12 protein-coding genes are annotated in these 15,779 nt (G+C 66.2%); 5 read left to right on the forward strand and 7 right to left on the reverse strand.

The window, feature by feature from the left end; genetic code table 11:
• Positions 1–68: 68 nt before the first annotated feature.
• The 4 genes from F2Q65_RS14530 to F2Q65_RS14545 form a co-directional block, all read right to left on the reverse strand.
• Positions 69–1,106: an HD domain-containing phosphohydrolase gene (locus F2Q65_RS14530; RefSeq protein WP_150094137.1), complete on the reverse strand. Its 1,038-nt coding sequence runs from the start codon at positions 1,104–1,106 to the stop codon at positions 69–71.
• Positions 1,103–4,075 (reverse strand): ATP-binding protein, encoded by a 2,973-nt coding sequence (locus F2Q65_RS14535; protein WP_150094138.1) that lies wholly within the window; start codon positions 4,073–4,075, stop codon positions 1,103–1,105. Before F2Q65_RS14535 ends, F2Q65_RS14530 begins: the two co-directional genes overlap by 4 nt.
• Positions 4,076–4,252: 177 nt before the next feature.
• Complete coding sequence (locus F2Q65_RS14540) at positions 4,253–5,740, reverse strand: GAF domain-containing protein (protein WP_150094139.1); 1,488 nt, start codon at positions 5,738–5,740, stop codon at positions 4,253–4,255.
• Positions 5,741–5,893: 153 nt separating this feature from the next.
• Positions 5,894–6,577: a biliverdin-producing heme oxygenase gene (locus F2Q65_RS14545; protein WP_170265747.1), complete on the reverse strand. Its 684-nt coding sequence runs from the start codon at positions 6,575–6,577 to the stop codon at positions 5,894–5,896.
• Positions 6,578–6,814: 237 nt separating this feature from the next.
• On the opposite strand from F2Q65_RS14545, the gene phnD reads away from it, so the two are divergent.
• The 4 genes from phnD to phnE (F2Q65_RS14565) are packed head-to-tail and all read left to right on the forward strand — an operon-like array spanning position 6,815 to position 10,256.
• A complete protein-coding gene (gene phnD / locus F2Q65_RS14550; protein ID WP_150094141.1) occupies positions 6,815–7,783 on the forward strand; it encodes a phosphate/phosphite/phosphonate ABC transporter substrate-binding protein in 969 nt (322 codons plus the stop codon).
• Positions 7,761–8,609: a phosphonate ABC transporter ATP-binding protein gene (phnC, locus tag F2Q65_RS14555; protein ID WP_246156254.1), complete on the forward strand. Its 849-nt coding sequence runs from the start codon at positions 7,761–7,763 to the stop codon at positions 8,607–8,609. The genes phnD and phnC overlap by 23 nt, the downstream gene beginning before the upstream one ends.
• Complete coding sequence (gene phnE / locus F2Q65_RS14560) at positions 8,599–9,453, forward strand: phosphonate ABC transporter, permease protein PhnE (protein WP_246156256.1); 855 nt, start codon at positions 8,599–8,601, stop codon at positions 9,451–9,453. Before phnC ends, phnE (F2Q65_RS14560) begins: the two co-directional genes overlap by 11 nt.
• Positions 9,450–10,256: a phosphonate ABC transporter, permease protein PhnE gene (phnE, locus tag F2Q65_RS14565; protein WP_150094144.1), complete on the forward strand. Its 807-nt coding sequence runs from the start codon at positions 9,450–9,452 to the stop codon at positions 10,254–10,256. Before phnE (F2Q65_RS14560) ends, phnE (F2Q65_RS14565) begins: the two co-directional genes overlap by 4 nt.
• A gap of 127 nt (positions 10,257–10,383) precedes the next feature.
• Here phnE (F2Q65_RS14565) and F2Q65_RS20325 read toward each other — a convergent pair whose 3' ends face one another.
• The 3 genes from F2Q65_RS20325 to F2Q65_RS14580 all read right to left on the reverse strand — a co-directional run bounded on the left by F2Q65_RS20325 (position 10,384) and on the right by F2Q65_RS14580 (position 11,375).
• Positions 10,384–10,605, reverse strand: a complete 222-nt coding sequence (locus F2Q65_RS20325) for a hypothetical protein (protein ID WP_211354049.1) — start codon at positions 10,603–10,605, stop codon at positions 10,384–10,386.
• A 134-nt stretch (positions 10,606–10,739) separates the two neighbouring features.
• Positions 10,740–11,168, reverse strand: a complete 429-nt coding sequence (locus tag F2Q65_RS14575) for a metallophosphoesterase family protein (protein WP_150094145.1) — start codon at positions 11,166–11,168, stop codon at positions 10,740–10,742.
• Between the two features lie 12 nt (positions 11,169–11,180).
• Positions 11,181–11,375, reverse strand: coding sequence for a metallophosphoesterase family protein (locus tag F2Q65_RS14580; protein WP_150094146.1), 195 nt, complete (start codon positions 11,373–11,375; stop codon positions 11,181–11,183).
• A gap of 224 nt (positions 11,376–11,599) precedes the next feature.
• On the opposite strand from F2Q65_RS14580, the gene pglW reads away from it, so the two are divergent.
• Entirely contained in the window at positions 11,600–15,763 is a 4,164-nt protein-coding gene (pglW, locus tag F2Q65_RS14585; RefSeq protein ID WP_150094147.1) for a BREX system serine/threonine kinase PglW, read from the forward strand.
• The last annotated feature ends 16 nt before the right edge of the window (positions 15,764–15,779 follow it).

The raw sequence follows: 15,779 nt of genomic DNA on the forward strand, positions 1-15,779 counted from the left end.
ACAGGCCACAACGGCGGATGCGCTTCGTTTATCCGCCCTACAGTGTTCACCTTGTTTTGGGCGCGTTCCTAATGGTCTTGCCAATCCGAGATGATTTGTCGGATCTCGGGGAGCAGCTCGGTGAAGCGCGGCACCAGCTCCGGGTCGAAGTGCTTGCCGGCCTGCTGCTGGATGTGGTCAATGGCGTCTTCAACGGACCAGGCCGTTTTGTAGGGCCGCACCGAGGTCAGGGCGTCGAAGACATCGGCAATCGCCACCACGCGTCCGCACAGCGGTATGTCTTCGCCAGCGAGGCCGCGCGGATAGCCGGTTCCGTCCCAGCGCTCATGGTGACTGAGGGCGATGCTTTCGGCCATGGTGTAGAGCTGGGAGGTGCCGCCGCTCTCGCCGATGATCCTGGCGCCCATCTCACTGTGCTGGCGCATCACGGCCCATTCGGCCTCATTGAGCCGTCCGGGCTTGAGCAGGATGCTGTCCGGGATGCCGATCTTGCCGATGTCGTGCATCGGGGCGGCGTTGCGCAGGACCTCGGCCTCCTCGTCCGTCCAGCCGCTGGCGCGCGCGAGCAGCTCGGAATAGAGCGACATCCGGATGACGTGGTAGCCGGTCTCGTTGTCCTTGAACTCGGCGGCTCGGCCGAGCATGCGCAGCGCTTCGAGTCGAGACTGGATCAGGTCCGCCTCGGCACTCAGGACCCGCTGGTGAAAGCTGCGATTCTGATCGCTCAGGGCCAGGTGGGTGCGGATGCGAGCCTGCACGATGCTCGGGCGCACCGGTTTGGTGAGGTAGTCGACGGCGCCGATCTGGAAGCCGCGTTGCTCTTCGAGCTCGTCATCCATCGCGGTGCAGAAGATCACCGGGATATCGCTCAGGCGCGGGTCCTGCTTGATGGTGTCGCAGACCTGATAGCCGTCGATGCCGGGCATCATGATGTCGAGCAGCACCATATCCGGCTTGTGCTCATGGAGGGTCTTGAGCGCGTCGGGGCCGGACTTGGCGAAGGCGAGGTCATAGTCTTGCTTCAGGATTTGACGCAAGACGTTCAGGTTGGCCGGCTCGTCGTCGACCAGCAGGATGCGATACCGTTTCACTCTGTCTTTGCTCATGGGTCCGCTGCCGCCTTGAGTGTCCGCGCCAATTGCTCCGCGCGCTCGAGCTCGAAACCGTCCAACAATGCTTCCAGCTCCCCGAACGTCGTTGGGGTCAGCGCGTCTCGGAGTCCCTCGATGGCCGCGTCGTCGAGCTCGGAGCTGGCCAGCGCGCTGATGAGGGCGTCGAGCAGCAGGCTTGCCTTTGCCGCATCTCGGAACGGGCCGTCCGAGCTGTATGCCTGCGCGTCCTCGACCGCCGGCCCGAGGCGCTCGAGGTCCAGGATCAGCTCGTCCATCGCGGCCTGCAATTCAGCCAGCTGAGCCGGGTCCGGTTGCCGATGCTGTTTCAGCAGCTGCTCGATCTGCTGCGCGCTGGCCGCCACCCGTTTGACCCCCAGATTGCCCGCCACCCCCTTGAGGGCATGGAGCGCTTCGCGCGCTGAGTCCAGCTCGCCCTGAGCGAGCCAGTGCATGACCTGACGGGGCACTTGCGCATCGTCCTGTCCGAACCGTCGCAGCGCCTTGAGCCAGCTGCGCCGGTCGCCCCAACGCTGGCGTCCGGCCTCGACGTCCACCGCGACCAGCGGCGGGAGATCCCCTGGCGCCGCGGGTTGAGCCGGTTCCGCGCCCGCGCCCGCGGCTGCGATGACCAGCGGGCGCTGCTGCGTCGGGAAGTGCCGCGCCATCTTTCTGTACAGCTCGCCGAAGTCGATGGGCTTGGCGACAAAATCGTCGGCGCCGGCATCAAAGCACTGTTGCTGGTCGCTGGGCAATACACTGGCGGTGAGCATGATGATCGGGATGTGCCGTCCCGACTGCTGCTCGCGCTGCCGAATGATCCGCACGGCTTCATCGCCGCTCATCTGCGGCATGTGCACGTCCATCAGGATCAGGTCGAAGTCCTCAGCGGCATGCAGGTCGAGCGCCCGCTGGCCGTTATCCGCAATCCGCACCTGGTGCCCGCGCTGACTCAGTCGCAGCTCGACCAGCTCCTGATTGATGTCGATATCCTCCACCAGCAGGATGCGCAGCGGCAAGGTCCAAGGCTCGTCGTTGGGCGAGGTCTCGGTCTTGCTGCCGCAGTCGCTGACCCCGGGCGCCGCGGGCAGCGGCACGACGAAGTGGAAGCGGCTGCCCAGACCTTCTTCGCTCTCCACCCAGATGCGCCCGTGCATCTGCTCGACGATGCCCTTGGCGATCGCGGTGCCCAGGCCGGTGCCGCCGTAGCGCCGGGTCGTCGACTGGTCGGCCTGCGAGAAGCGCTCGAAGATCTTGTCGAGATTGGCCGCCGAGATACCGATGCCGGTATCGATCACCGAGAACTGCAGGCTGTCCGCCTCGGCGGCTGGCGCGACCAGCAGCCGGACCTTGCCCTGAGGTGTGAACTTGACGGCGTTGCTGAGCAGATTCACCAGCACCTGCCGCAGTCGTGTCGGATCGCCCAGGACGCAAGCGGGCACCCCCTCGCTGATCTCGAGCCGCAGCGCAAGCGCTTGGCGGCGCGCGATCGTTTCGGTGGCCTGGACGATCTCCTGGAGCAGCTCGGGCAGGCTGAACAGCAGGGTCTCCAGCGACATCTTGCCGGATTCCAGCTTGGACACATCCAGCACGTCGTTCAGGATCGCCATCAGCGCATGCGCCGATGAGCAGGCGGATCTCAGCAGCTTGTGCTGCTGCGTATCGAGCTTGCTCTCGAGCACGAGCTCGGTCATGCCGATGATGGCGTTCATCGGCGTGCGAATCTCATGGCTCATGTTGGCCAAGAAGCGCGATTTGGCCTGGCTCGCGTACTCGGCCGCCTCCTTCGCCTTCACCAGCTCGTCCATCAGGCGATAGCGCTCAGTGATGTCCTGCAGGGTGCCGAGCAGCCTGGCCCCGCGGCCGTTGGCGCTGTCCAGGCGACGGCCGATGGCGCGTAGCACGTGCTCCTCGCCGTCGCGGCGAATGATGCGGAATTCGATGTCGTACTGGAGACTGACCGCATCATGCAGCGCGCGGACGGCGGACTCGAACCGCGCGCGGTCGTCCGGATGGGCCAGCTCGAGCAGGGTCTCCAGGGGCGGCTCACCCGCGCTCGGCTCGAGCCCGAAGATGCGGTACATCTCGGCCGACCAGCGCAGCTGGTCGGTGCTCAGATCCCATTCCCAGCTGCCGATGGCCGCGATCTGCTGCGCGGACTCCAGGCTGGCTCGGCTGTACTCGAGCTCCTGGGTGCGCTGGCGAACACGCTCCTCGAGCTCTTCGTTGAGCTGCTCCATGCGTTGCCTGTAGCTGCGCTCGTCGGTGACGTCGCGCGTCGTCAACAGGAAGCCGAGCGCGCGCTGATCGGCGGCCCGCACCGGCGCGATGCGGCTCTCGAACAGTCGGTCCGGCTGGCCGGCGAAACCGCTCGACTCGAACACCTCCTCGCCGCTGACCTGAGCGGTGCGCAGGCCGGCGCGGATACAGTCGCCATCCAGGCCCATGCTGGCTTCCAGGGCCTCGAGCGGTCGGCCGATGGCCTGCTGCTCGGTGAGACCGAAGATCGCCTCGGCGGCCGGATTGAAAAAGGCGATGCGGTGCTCGCCGTCGAGCGCCATGATGCCGAGCGTCCGCGCTGAATCCAGGATGCTGTTCAGATAGGTGCTCTGTTCCAACAGCGCTTGCTGCGCCTTCTTCAGCGCGGTGGTGTCGTCGCGCTGCACCAGCACGCCCGGCAAGGCACCCTGAAGCCGGGTGGCGAAGAGCTTGAGCCAACGCGTCTCCCACGCCAGCGCGACGCTGGTCTCGCGCTCCGCGTGGGTCTGTGCACCGGCCTGGACTGCTTGGATGTCGGTCGCGAACGCGCTGCCGCCCAGCGCCGGGTGGTCGGTGGCACGGACCTGCTCGGGCAGGCTCTGGCCGAGCCAGTCCGCGGCCGCGCTGCCGCCACCACCGAGCAGGGCGCTGCTATCCAGCCAGGCGCGGTTGACCAGGATCACCTGCCCATCGCCGTCGATGACCACCAGGTCGGTGTCGATCGTCTCGGTGACCGCATGCAGCAGCTCGCGCGCGCTGCACCCCAGACCCGCTGGCGCTCAGCGGACCCGTCCAGCGGGCGCTCGTAGCAGAGCAACAGGCCCAGGTGCGGACGCAGCAGATCGACATCGATGGGCGGACAGGCAGGCAGCATCAAGCGTTGCTCACAGCAGCTGCATCAGGCGCTCGCGCAGCTGCTCGGCGGCAAAGCGATCGGTGTCGCTCCAGGGCTTGCTGAAGCCGCGGCGGACCTCGACCCATTTGTCGAATGAGTCGCGCGGCGACAGGCGCAGCCCGTCCGGCGTCGCCGCTAACGGCTTCTCAGGGTCACCAGCCCAGGCGATCTCGCTGACCTCCTCCGGGCGCAGCAGGTAGAGCTGCAGCAGGGCATTGCCATGCCGCAGCGCGCGCATCCCGATCGACAGAAACCCGCTGAATCCCCGCTGCTGATCAGCCAGCTGGCTCAGCAGGGCCTCGGGCAGCTGATCGAAGGCGGCGATCGCGTCTGATTGCTCGCGCAGGCACCAGTCGTGCAGCGCACTCAGCGCCTCAGGGTCGGCCGGGTCGCCGAGCAGGGTCAGGTCGCGGTCGACCCAGAGCGCGGCGCCACTGGCGGAGAAGCGCTGCGCGAGCGGCGCGAACTGATCGGCGAAGGCGGTGGCGATGGGTGCGCCGGCATCGAGTGCCGCCTGGAGCCGATCCAGCGACTGGGTCAGGTCCTGGTGAATCTCCTGCTGCACCGAGCGCTGGTAGACCTTGAAGTGGTCCACATAGGCTGAGACCAGCGCCCGACAGTCATCGCGACGCGCCAACGGGATCGTCTTTGCCGATGGATGATGGCAGGCGACCAACCCCCAGAGCCGACCATCGACCATGATCGACACCGAGAACGACGACATCACGCCCATGTTCTCGAGGTATTGGACATGCACCGGCGAGACCGAGCGCAGGTCGGACCAGGTCAGGTCCAAGGCGGTGGCCTCGCCGCTGCGACTCAGGATGGGGATGGGTGTGGCCCGGGTATCGGGCACATGGCGGTAGGGGGTCTGGGCATAGAGTGCGCGCGCGATCGCCGGGATGTCCGAGGCCGGAAAGCGCAGCCCGAGATAGGTCTTGGCGGTGGCCGCGGCGCTCTCGGCGATGACCTCGCCGGTCCAGTCCGGATGAAAGCGATAGAGCATGACGCGCTCGAAACCGATCACGCGGCGAATCGCATCCACCAGCTGCTGCTGGACGTGGTGCAGTTGCTCCGTGGTCATTGTGTCGGTGATGGCCGCGAGCGATGGCGGCTGCTGCGCTTGATCGGCCGGCACGCTGGGCTCGAGCTCGAGCAGCCAGCCGGAGCCCGTGGTCGTGATCAGCACGTCCAGGTCGCCCGCGCCCAGGTCGACGCCGGCCGTCAATTGCAGCCGTTGCCCGGCCGCTGTGGGCAGTGCGCCCATGTCCGGCAGCACGCCGGCGAGCCAATCGTCGCCATCCTGGCCGAGCAGGTCCGCGGCCGGCTCACCCAGCAGGGATTCGGCATTCGCGCTGACGTAGCGGAATTGCCGCGAGCCCTTCTCCATGAAGAGCAGCGCGCCGCCGGGCTGGATCAATCCGGAGTTGGCCAGGGGCTCGTTCTCGCAATCGAGGATTTTCGGTTGGTCACGCATGCCTTGTTCACGCCCTGTCAGATTTTGCCCGCGATTTTAGAAAGGCTGTCCTCCTGCTTGCGCTGGTGCCGCGTTGCAGGTCGGTGAGGGATGGCTCTTCACGGGTTGGGCCTGGCCGAGCCTGGCTGGGTCTTGATCTGCCGCGTCAGGACGTCAGCTCGGGTGACTGGGGCGTCGGCCCGCCGTGGGCAGCGGCTCGCGCCGGGCATGCTGCGCCCGATCGCCGGACGACGCCGACAGGCTGTCGATGAAGCACCCGTAGGCGTACTGAGCGCCGGCGGTCAGCGCGGCCAGCTCGCGGTCGTCTCGAGGGGCGCCGATGTGCTGGGTCAGCGCCTCCCAGTCGGACGCCGCCGTCTTCTGCAGCTCCCAGTAATTGAAGGCCCCGCTGGCGACCAGCTGTGGGAGCCGTCGCGCCACCGCGGCCGAGAGGATGGTCGCGCCCTGGGTGGCGCCCTCCAGCACGTACCGGACCCCGAGATAGCTCGCGGGGGTGGCGGGGAGTGGCGGTTGCTCCCGCGAATGGGCATCCGCCAAGGGTTCGAGTGGCGGTGCGGTCGCGGTCGCCCCGAGCCGCTGCAGATCAAGCTGCAGTGCGGGCAGGCGAGGGCGATAGGGGGGCAGCCCTGGCGGGCAGTCTGCCGCAAGGCCGTCCAGCCTGCGCTCGACCTGGGCGTGGGCCTGCAGCAAGCCGAACAGCGCCCTGGTGTAGGCGGCCAGGCTCAGCTCCGGTCGCATCAGGACGCGCAATGCCGGTAGACGGTCGAGCCTGCTGTGCCAGCTTGCGGTTCTCTTCCTGAGCAGGTTGTGGGCGCTTGAGCACGCGGTATCGATCATGCAGATTCCAAACTGGCCAAGGTGCCTGAAGAGTGTCCTGTGATCACAAGGCAGCGTCAACACACCTATCGAGGTGGGTGCCGTCGGCATCGATGGCAACGACGGCCTGATACTCGACTGACAATGACCGCAGCATCGTCCCCGCGGCTGGCATTCAGCGTCAAAGGCCTGTAACAAACCGCGCGTATTCTGACACGGTTTTTCAAGCCACTCGAACCGCCGTACGGACCTTCCAACATGACTGCGCATATCCATTCCGGCCGCCGCGTCCTGCTTGGCTCGGCACTGGGCCTGGCCCTGACCCTGCTCGCCCTGCCTCTGTTCGCCCTGGATGCCCGCTTCACGGATGCCGACGGCGACCTGGTGGCCGACACGCCCGAGGACCCGGCCCAGCAGATCGACCCCAAGGTCTTGGTCTTCGCCTATACGCCCGTGGAAGACCCGGCGGTCTACGCCGATGTCTGGGCCGGATTTCTGGAGCACATGGAGCAGATCACCGGCAAGCGCGTGCAGTTCTTCCCGGTACAGTCCAACGCCGCTCAGATCGAGGCCATGCGCGCGGGCCGGCTGCATGTGGCCGGCTTCAATACCGGCTCCAACCCGCTCGCCGTGAACTGCGCTGGCCTGGTGCCCTTCGCCATGATGGCCGCCGACGACGGCAGCTACGGCTATGAGATGGAGATCATCACCTATCCCGGCAGCGGCATCGAGCGCGTCGAGGACATCAAGGGCGGCAAGCTCGCCTTCACGGCGCCCACGTCCAATTCGGGCTACAAGGCCCCCTCGGCGATCCTGAAGAATGAATTCGGCCTGGTCGCCGAGCGCGACTTCGAGCCGGTCTTCTCGGGCAAGCACGACAATTCCATCATCGGCGTCGCCAACAAGGACTACCCGGCGGCGGCCGTGGCCAACTCGGTGCTGAGCCGCATGATCGCGCGCGATGTCATCGAGCCGGACCAGATTGTCAGCCTCTACACCTCGCAGACCTTCCCGACCACGGGGTACGGCTACGTCTACAACCTCAAGCCGGAGCTGCAGGAGAAGATCAAGCAGGCCTTCTTCAGCTTCCCCTGGGAGGGGTCGGCGCTGCAGGCGGAGTTCGCGCAGTCCGGCGAGGCCAAGTTCATCCCCATCACCTACCAGCAGCACTGGGATGTGATCCGCGCCATCGATGCCGCCAACGGTGTCTCCTACGACTGCTGGTAGCCTGCGCCTGGTCGGGCTGACCAAGCGCTATCGCACTGGCGATCAGGCCCTCTCCGATGTGACGCTGGAGGTACCGCCCGGTCAGGTGCTGGGCCTGATCGGCCCCTCCGGCGCCGGCAAGTCGACCCTGATCCGCTGCATCAACCGGCTCGTGGAGCCGAGCGCAGGCAGGGTCTTTCTGGACGAGACCGAGATCACGGCGCTGCACGCCGGCGGTCTGCGGCGGGCACGCCGGCGCATGGGCATGATCTTTCAGGAATACGCCCTGGTGGAGCGCCTGACGGTGATGGAGAACGTCCTCTCCGGCCGCCTCGGCTATGTGTCCTTCTGGCGTAGCCTGTTCCGCCGCTTCCCGCCCCGCGACATCGAGAATGCCTTCAGGCTGCTGGAGCGTGTCGGTCTGACCGAGCATGCGGACAAGCGCGCCGACGCCCTGTCCGGCGGCCAGCGCCAGCGCGTCGGCATCGCCCGCGCCCTGGCCCAGGAGCCGGAGCTGCTGCTCGTGGACGAGCCGACGGCAAGTCTCGACCCCAAGACCTCGCGTCAGATCATGCGGCTGATCCGCGAGGTCTGCGCCGAGCGCGGCCTCGCGGCCATCGTCAACATCCACGACGTGGCCCTGGCGCAGCAGTTCATGATGCGCATCGTGGGGCTGCGGGCTGGGCGCGTCGTCTACGACGGTCCCCCGGAGGGCCTCACGCCGGCCGTGCTGACCGAGATCTACGGCGAGGAAGACTGGGGCCCGCTGAAGCCTGCCCAGACGGATGAGGAGGCCGATGACGCGGCCGGCATCCCGGACGACCAGGACATCGCCCGTGCCCTCTGAGACGGCGGAACCGACCCTCCGCGACCAGGCGCCGCGCCGACACCAGTCCCGAGACTGGCCCAGCCACTGGAGAAGACCGCCGCTGATCGCCGATGCGCGGCTGCGCTGGGCGCTGATCATCGCCGTCGCCTGCTATCTGGTCCTCGGCATCGGCAGCCTCGAGGTCAACTGGGCGCGCGTCGCCGACGGCTGGGAGCGCGGTCTGCGCTTTCTCGGCGGCTTTCTGCAGCCGGACTTCCAGAGCCGCTGGGGCGACATCGAGCAGGGTCTCATGGAGAGCCTCACCATGACGCTGACGGCCACGGTGGTTGGCGTGCTGATCTCGGTGCCCATCGGCATCGGCGCGGCGCGCAATCTGGCCCCAATGCCGGTCTATCTGCTCTGCCGCGGCATCATCGCCGTCTCGCGCTCGCTGCAGGAGATCATCGTCGCCATCCTGTTCGTGGCCATGGTCGGCTTCGGCCCGCTGGCGGGCTTCCTGACCCTGGCCTTCGCCACCATCGGCTTCCTGTCGAAGCTGCTGGCCGAGGACATCGAGGAGATCGACGCGGCCCAGGCCGAGGCGGTGCGCGCCACCGGCGCCTCCTGGCTGCAGGTGCTCAACTATGCCGTGCAGCCGCAGGTGATGCCGCGGCTCATCGGCCTGTCCTTGTATCGGCTCGACATCAACTTCCGCGAGTCGGCGGTGATCGGCATCGTCGGCGCCGGCGGCGTCGGCGCCACGCTCAACACCGCCATCGACCGCTACGAGTACGACTCGGCCGCGGCCGTGCTGTTGCTGATCATCGCCATCGTCATGCTCACCGAATACAGCTCCAGCTGGGTGCGCAGGCAGGTGCAATGAGCGGCGCGGGACAGCCTCTCTGGCGCCGCCGCAGCCGTGCGGCGGAACTGCTGCGCTGGCTCGGCTGGCTGCTGCTGGTGCTGCTGTTCGTCGTCTGCTGGACGCTGATGACCCAGGAGCAGATCTGGGAGTTCGTCTGGGATGCCCCGACTCAGGCCGCGGACCTCTTCTCGCGCATGGTGCCGCCGCGCTGGTCCTACATGGACAGCCTCTGGCTCCCGCTCTGGGACACCCTCAACATCGCCACCCTGGGCACCCTGCTCGCGCTCCTGATTGCCGTGCCGGTGGCCTTTCTGGCGGCACGCAATACCACGCCGAGCCTGCTCCTGGTCAGGCCCGTCGCGCTTTTCATCATCGTCGCCTCGCGCTCAGTCAATGCACTGATCTGGGCGCTGCTGCTGGTCACCATCCTCGGGCCTGGACTGCTCGCCGGCGTCATCGCCATCGCGCTGCGCTCGGTGGGCTTCATCGGCAAGCTGCTCTACGAGGCCATCGAGGAGATCGACACCCGACAAGTGGAGGCGGTGCGGGCCACGGGCGCCGGCCCGGCGCAGGTGCTGGACTATGGCATCGTGCCGCAGATCCTGCCGGCCTTCGCCGGCATTGCGGTGTTCCGCTGGGACATCAATATCCGCGAATCCACGGTGCTCGGCCTGGTCGGTGCCGGCGGCATCGGGCTGCAGCTCAAGGCCTCGGTGGATGTGCTCGCCTGGCCGCAGGTGACCCTGATCTTCATCGTCATCCTGGCCACCGTCATCGCCAGCGAGTGGCTGTCGGCGCGGGTTCGGCGGGCGCTGATCTGAGTGGAGTGGCCATCCGCCAGCTTTCAGCCGCCAGCCTTCAGCCTTCAATCGCTGACCTCGGGGATTTACCGCAGAGGCGCAGAGGACGCAGAGCAACCGCCAAGGAAATCCGTTGTATTGACTCTCTTTATTCTCTGTGTCCTCTGCGCCTCCGCGGTTCAGCGACCTCCTCGGGCGTGCGCCGCGGATTGTTGGTGACGAAGACGTGCGGCAGACCGCCGATGCGCTGCAAGAGGTCCAGCGCGCCCGGCAGCGGCACGTCGCCATGGTAGAGCACCCCCGTCCATGTCCAACAGAAGGCCGCGGATGGGCCGATGGCGCGGGTCGCCACCGCAGGTATCGAGTGCACAGATCGGAGTCATTGCTTGGATGGGTTGATCCGGTTGGTCTGAATCAGGGCGATCGTGCGGCCATCGTCATGGCGTCGATCTGGCCGCAGAACCAGTCCTGCCAATCCCCTGTGGATGCGGAATCTTGCCAGATTCAACTCGCTGTTTCGAATTCCAGCCTCAATGCAGTGAGTTTCCCGCTCAGAAAGGCGCCCGTATCGATCCCGATGCGGCGGTTCCTCCGCTCGATCTCGAAATCGTTCGTGATGCTGTGGCCGTGAACGACGGTATAGGGGAGGCCGTGATCCTGGCTCAGGAAGGGCTCGCGTATCCAGATCAGGTCGCGTTCGCGTTGATCCTCGAGCGGTACCCCTGGCCGGACGCCGGCATGAACCAGGAGGTAGGGCCCGCGAATGGCGTAGTAGGGCAGCGCCTCGAACCAGGCCCGATGCGCGCGGGCAAAGGGCAACAAGGACAGCTCGCCCCCGTTCCACAGCCAGAGATCCAGGGCTCGATCACCGGGTTCGGGCGCTGAGATCACATTGAGCAGCATGTCCTCGTGGTTGCCGCGCAGCACGGTCACGCCGGCCAGACCCTAGGCTGCGGGATCGGCCTGCAGGGCGAAGATCTGCTCGAGCACACGCCGGTCACCATCGGGTTCCGGCGCGCGATCGATCAAGTCCCCCAGAAAGATGAGCTCAGCGCCTGAGTGGAGCTGTGGCGCGAGCGTTTCTGCGAGCAGGCCGGCGCAGCCATGAACGTCGCCGATGGCAATCAGGGTGTTGGTCATGACGGATCCTCTTGGTGACCATCCGGAACCCAGATTTGCGACACTGATTGACGCGCTCCTTCCCGGTTACCGCTTCAGTGGCCCGGAGTATGATGGCCGCTGGGCCTCGACAAGCCTGCCGCCGCTGTAATCCTTCCACGGATAGGCGAGGTTCTGCCATCCTATGGACAAGAATCTGACAGAAAAATCTCGTTAGCGCGATCGAACACGAAATCCGATTCCTCATGGACGCCCTCTGGAAGCAAATCACCCCCTCGGACTTTGCCTGGGAACGGGAGGCGCTTGAATTCTTGCGCAGCCACTTGCCGAGCCACGAGCCTTACCGGGCGTGGAGCAATTTCGAGTTCATTGCCCAGGACGGCTCCATCAACGAGGTGGATGCACTGATCCTGACCCCCAAGGGATTGTTTCTGGTCGAGATCAAATCGCATCCGGGCGAGATCAGCGGTGATGCCAGCAGTTGGGTCTGGACCCACAACGGCAGGTCCCGGGTGTTCGACAATCCGCGCCTGCTGGCCGACCGCAAGGCCAAGAAGCTGGCCTCGCTGCTCAAGGCACAGCGATCGGTCAAGAAGTCGAAGGAGACCATCCCCTTCATCAACAGCCTGGTGTTCCTGTCCGCCGAGAACGTGTTGAACCGCCTGCAGGGGCCGGCGCGGGCTCAGGTCTGCACGCGCAAGAACGTACTCGATGCCTTGGTTCAGATGGATGCCCTCTGGTCCCACAAGCCGCTCAACCGCCCCGTTTCCAAACTGGTGTCCCGCGCCATCGAGGAGGCCGGCATCAAGGAGTCGCCGCGTTCGCGGCGGGTGGGCCTGTATGCGCTCGAGGAGCTGACCGACGAGTCGGACAACTTCCAGGACTGGCTGGCCACCCACACCGAGACCGGCGTGCATCGGCGCATTCGCGTGTATCTGACCCATGGCAAGTCGGAGGCGGAGGCCCAGCGCCTGCAGCAAGCGGCCAAGCTGGAGTTTCGGCTGTTGGAGGGACTGGAGCATCCGGGCATCTTGCGGGCGTTGGATTACCAACAGCATGACCAGGGTCCCGCGCTGGTGTACGAATACGACCCCGCCCTCACCCGGCTGGATCACTACCTGCTCGGACTCGGCCAAGGGCAGCGACTGGAGACCCTGGATGCGCTCACCTTGCTGCGGCAGATCGCCGAGACGGTGCGCTTTGCCCATGCCCAGCGTCTCCAGCACCGTGCACTGAGCCCGCAAAGCATCTACCTCAAGCGGCTCGATAGCGGCGGCTTCGGCGTGAAGATCGCCAACTGGTCGACCGCCAATCGCGCCTTCGAGTCCGAGACCCGCCAGCTGACCCTGATGAGCCACATGAGCTGCATGATGCAGGAGGATGCCGGCCCGTACCTGGCGCTGGAAGCGCATTCGACGAGCGATATCGACAGCGTCTACCTGGATGTGTTTTCCCTGGGTGCCATTGCCTATCTGCTCTTCACCGGCAAGCCGCCGGCGCGCAATGACCTGGAACTGCAGGACAAGCTGAGCCGGGGCAAGGGCCTGCAGATCACCGATGAACTGAATGGGGCGGGGCAGGAATTGCAGGACCTGATCCAGTATGCGACCCATCCCGATGTCGCAGTCCGCATGGGTTCGGCCGATGACTTCATCGAGTACCTGGACCTGGTGGAAGAGGAACTGACCCGGCCCGATAGCCAGCGTCACGACAACCCGACGGAAGCGCGTCCGGGTGATGTGTTCGAGGGCGGTATCCGCGTCAGGAAACGGATCGGTCGGGGCGCCAGCGCGGTCGCCTTTGTCGTCGAACGGCAAGGTCAGGAACTGGTCCTCAAGCTGGCCGCCGACATGGACCACAACAAGCGCCTGCGAGCCGAAGGCGAGACGCTGCGCAAGCTGCGGCATCAAGCGATCATCGCGCACCACGACACCCTCGATTTCGTCGGCCACACCGGCCTGTTGCTTGACTACGCCAGCGAGGGCGCACTGTCGCGTCGCCTGCGGGAGGAAGGCGCCATCCAGCTGGAACTGCTTGAGCGGTTCGGCGATGACCTGCTGAGCGCACTCTGCCATCTGGAAGAAAAGGGCATCGCCCATCGCGACATCAAGCCGGAAAACCTGGGGCTGATGAAGCAGGGCAAACAACTGCACCTGGTGCTGTTCGACTTTTCCTTGTCAGCGACCAGCGCCGAGAACTTCACGGCGGGTACCCTGGCCTACATGGACCCCTTCATCCGTGATCCCGGCCGCAGGCGCTGGGATGATTACGCCGAGCGTTTCTCCGCCGCGCTGACCCTCTACGAGATGGCGACCGCCACCTTGCCCGCCTGGGCGGCCAGCGAAGGCCTGCCGCCACTGATCGAAGGTGCGCTGGAGATCGACCCCGTCATTTTCGATCCCAGCGTACGCGACAGCATGCTGGACTTCTTCCGCAAGGCACTGGCACGCGACATCAAGGCACGCTTCGGCAATGCCGAAGACATGCGCCGCGCCTGGCACCAGATTTTCCTGCAGCTCAGTCAGGCCGCCAGGGACCAAGCCAGGGATGCCGACCAGGCCAGCTGCGCCATCGACGCGGCACAGCCGGATACCCAGATCGGCCTGCTGCCCCTGTCGGCCCAGGCCATGGATACCCTCAGTCGCCTCAACATCAATGTGGTGGACGAGCTGATGCAGCTGCCACGCAACGAACTGGTGCGCATGACCGGCGTCGGCACCCGCACCCGGCGCGAGCTGTCCGAGGTGATCGGTCGGCTGCAATCCCGCCTGGGCGCCCAGATCAAGATCGAGCCCAAACCCGGTGGATCGACCGGCGTCGCCAGCGTCGATCAACTGAAACGCCTGGTGGCGCCTAAGCAAACCAAGGCCAGCGATCCGGAGCGCCTGCGCTTTCTCAATACCTACCTGGGCGGGCTCGACCAGGAAGGGCCGGTGGATCCCCACCAGGTCAACTGGCCCACGCTGGTGCTGCTCTGTACCGAGATCGGCATGGATACCGCTGCTGCCCGAGACATCCAGGCCAGGCTGCTGATCCAGTGGGGCAAACACAAGGAGATCACCGAACTGCGCAATACCCTGGCAGAGCTGCTGGAAGAGAACGGCGGCGTGATGACGGCCAGCGAACTGGCCGAGGCGACCTTGTTGCGGCGGGGCTCGGTGCAGACCTCGCCGACCCGCGAACGCTGGGCGCGTGCCATCCTCCGGGTGGCCGTCGAGACCGAACTGAATCGCCAGGAGTCCCGCTGGATCATGCGCCGCTCCGGCCAGCGCATCCTGGTTGCCGATAACCGCAACAACCGGGGCGAGGAACTGGCCGACTATGCCGAAGCCCTTGGCCAAGTGGCGGATGACTGTGCCCGGCAAGACCCCCTGCTGTCACCGATCCGCGCCCTGGAGCGGTTGCGGGCGGTCATGGCCCCCGAATCCTTCGGCGGGCTCAGCAACCACCGGCTGCTACGCCTGGCGGTCGCCGCCTCGCACAGTGCCGCGCTGTCCAGTCGCGCCGAGTTCTACCCGCGCGGCATGGCCGCCGAGCGCAGCCTGGAACTGGCCCAGGGCGCCCTGCTGGGATCGCAAGTCCTGAGCGTGGACGAGGTCCTGTCGCGGATCCAGGGGCGTTATCCCGAAGCCGCACCCCTGCCGGGCCGACCGCAGCTGGACAGCCTGATGCAACGCCTGGATCTGGGCTTTGTCTGGGATGGCAGCTACAACCGCAACGGCCAATACGGCGCCTACTTCCTGCCCAAGGCCAGCCTCAGCAGCTCTGCCACCCAAACGACCAGCTATTTCAGCCTGACCCATCATGAAGCCGGCGCTGAGCTGCCGGACGAGCAGGTCAAGCGGTTCCAGCAACTGGTCAAGACCAGCATCGATTCCGCCCGCTTCCTGGCCTTGTCCGTGCGGCCCGGGTTGATGCTGCAGGCCAGAGACAGGCTGATCGCGTGCTATGGTTTGCAACCCATCAGTTTCGATGCCTTGTTGCTGCGCCATCTGCACCAGCTCTGTGACGGCATGGCCAAGCCGCCAAACTGGCAGGTCGTGCTCAAGGCCGATGCAGCCGCACCAGACAGCATCGACTGGACGCGCCTGCAGGGCTTGGTGCGCCGGGTCCTGCCCGACATGGCGGCGGAGATCAAGGCGGCGCAGCAGCCCGTGCTGCTGACCGAGCCCGGGCTGATCGGCCGCTACGGGCTCATCCACAGCTGGCTGGCCGAGCTGCGCGAACACCTGCTGAACGCCCGGGCGCCAAAGGCACTGGTGCTGCTGATCGCCAATGACGTAGCCACCGCGGGCGCCATGATCGATGGTGCAGCCGTGCCCAGCGGTGCCGGCAGCCGCGAATTTGCCCGCGTGCCCCGCGCCTGGATACTGCCCGCCAGCCTGTCCGACACAGCGGCCACGGCTTGAATTCGCCGTCTTGACG

The organism is Thiohalocapsa marina (assembly GCF_008632335.1).
GTDB lineage: Bacteria > Pseudomonadota > Gammaproteobacteria > Chromatiales > Chromatiaceae > Thiohalocapsa > Thiohalocapsa marina.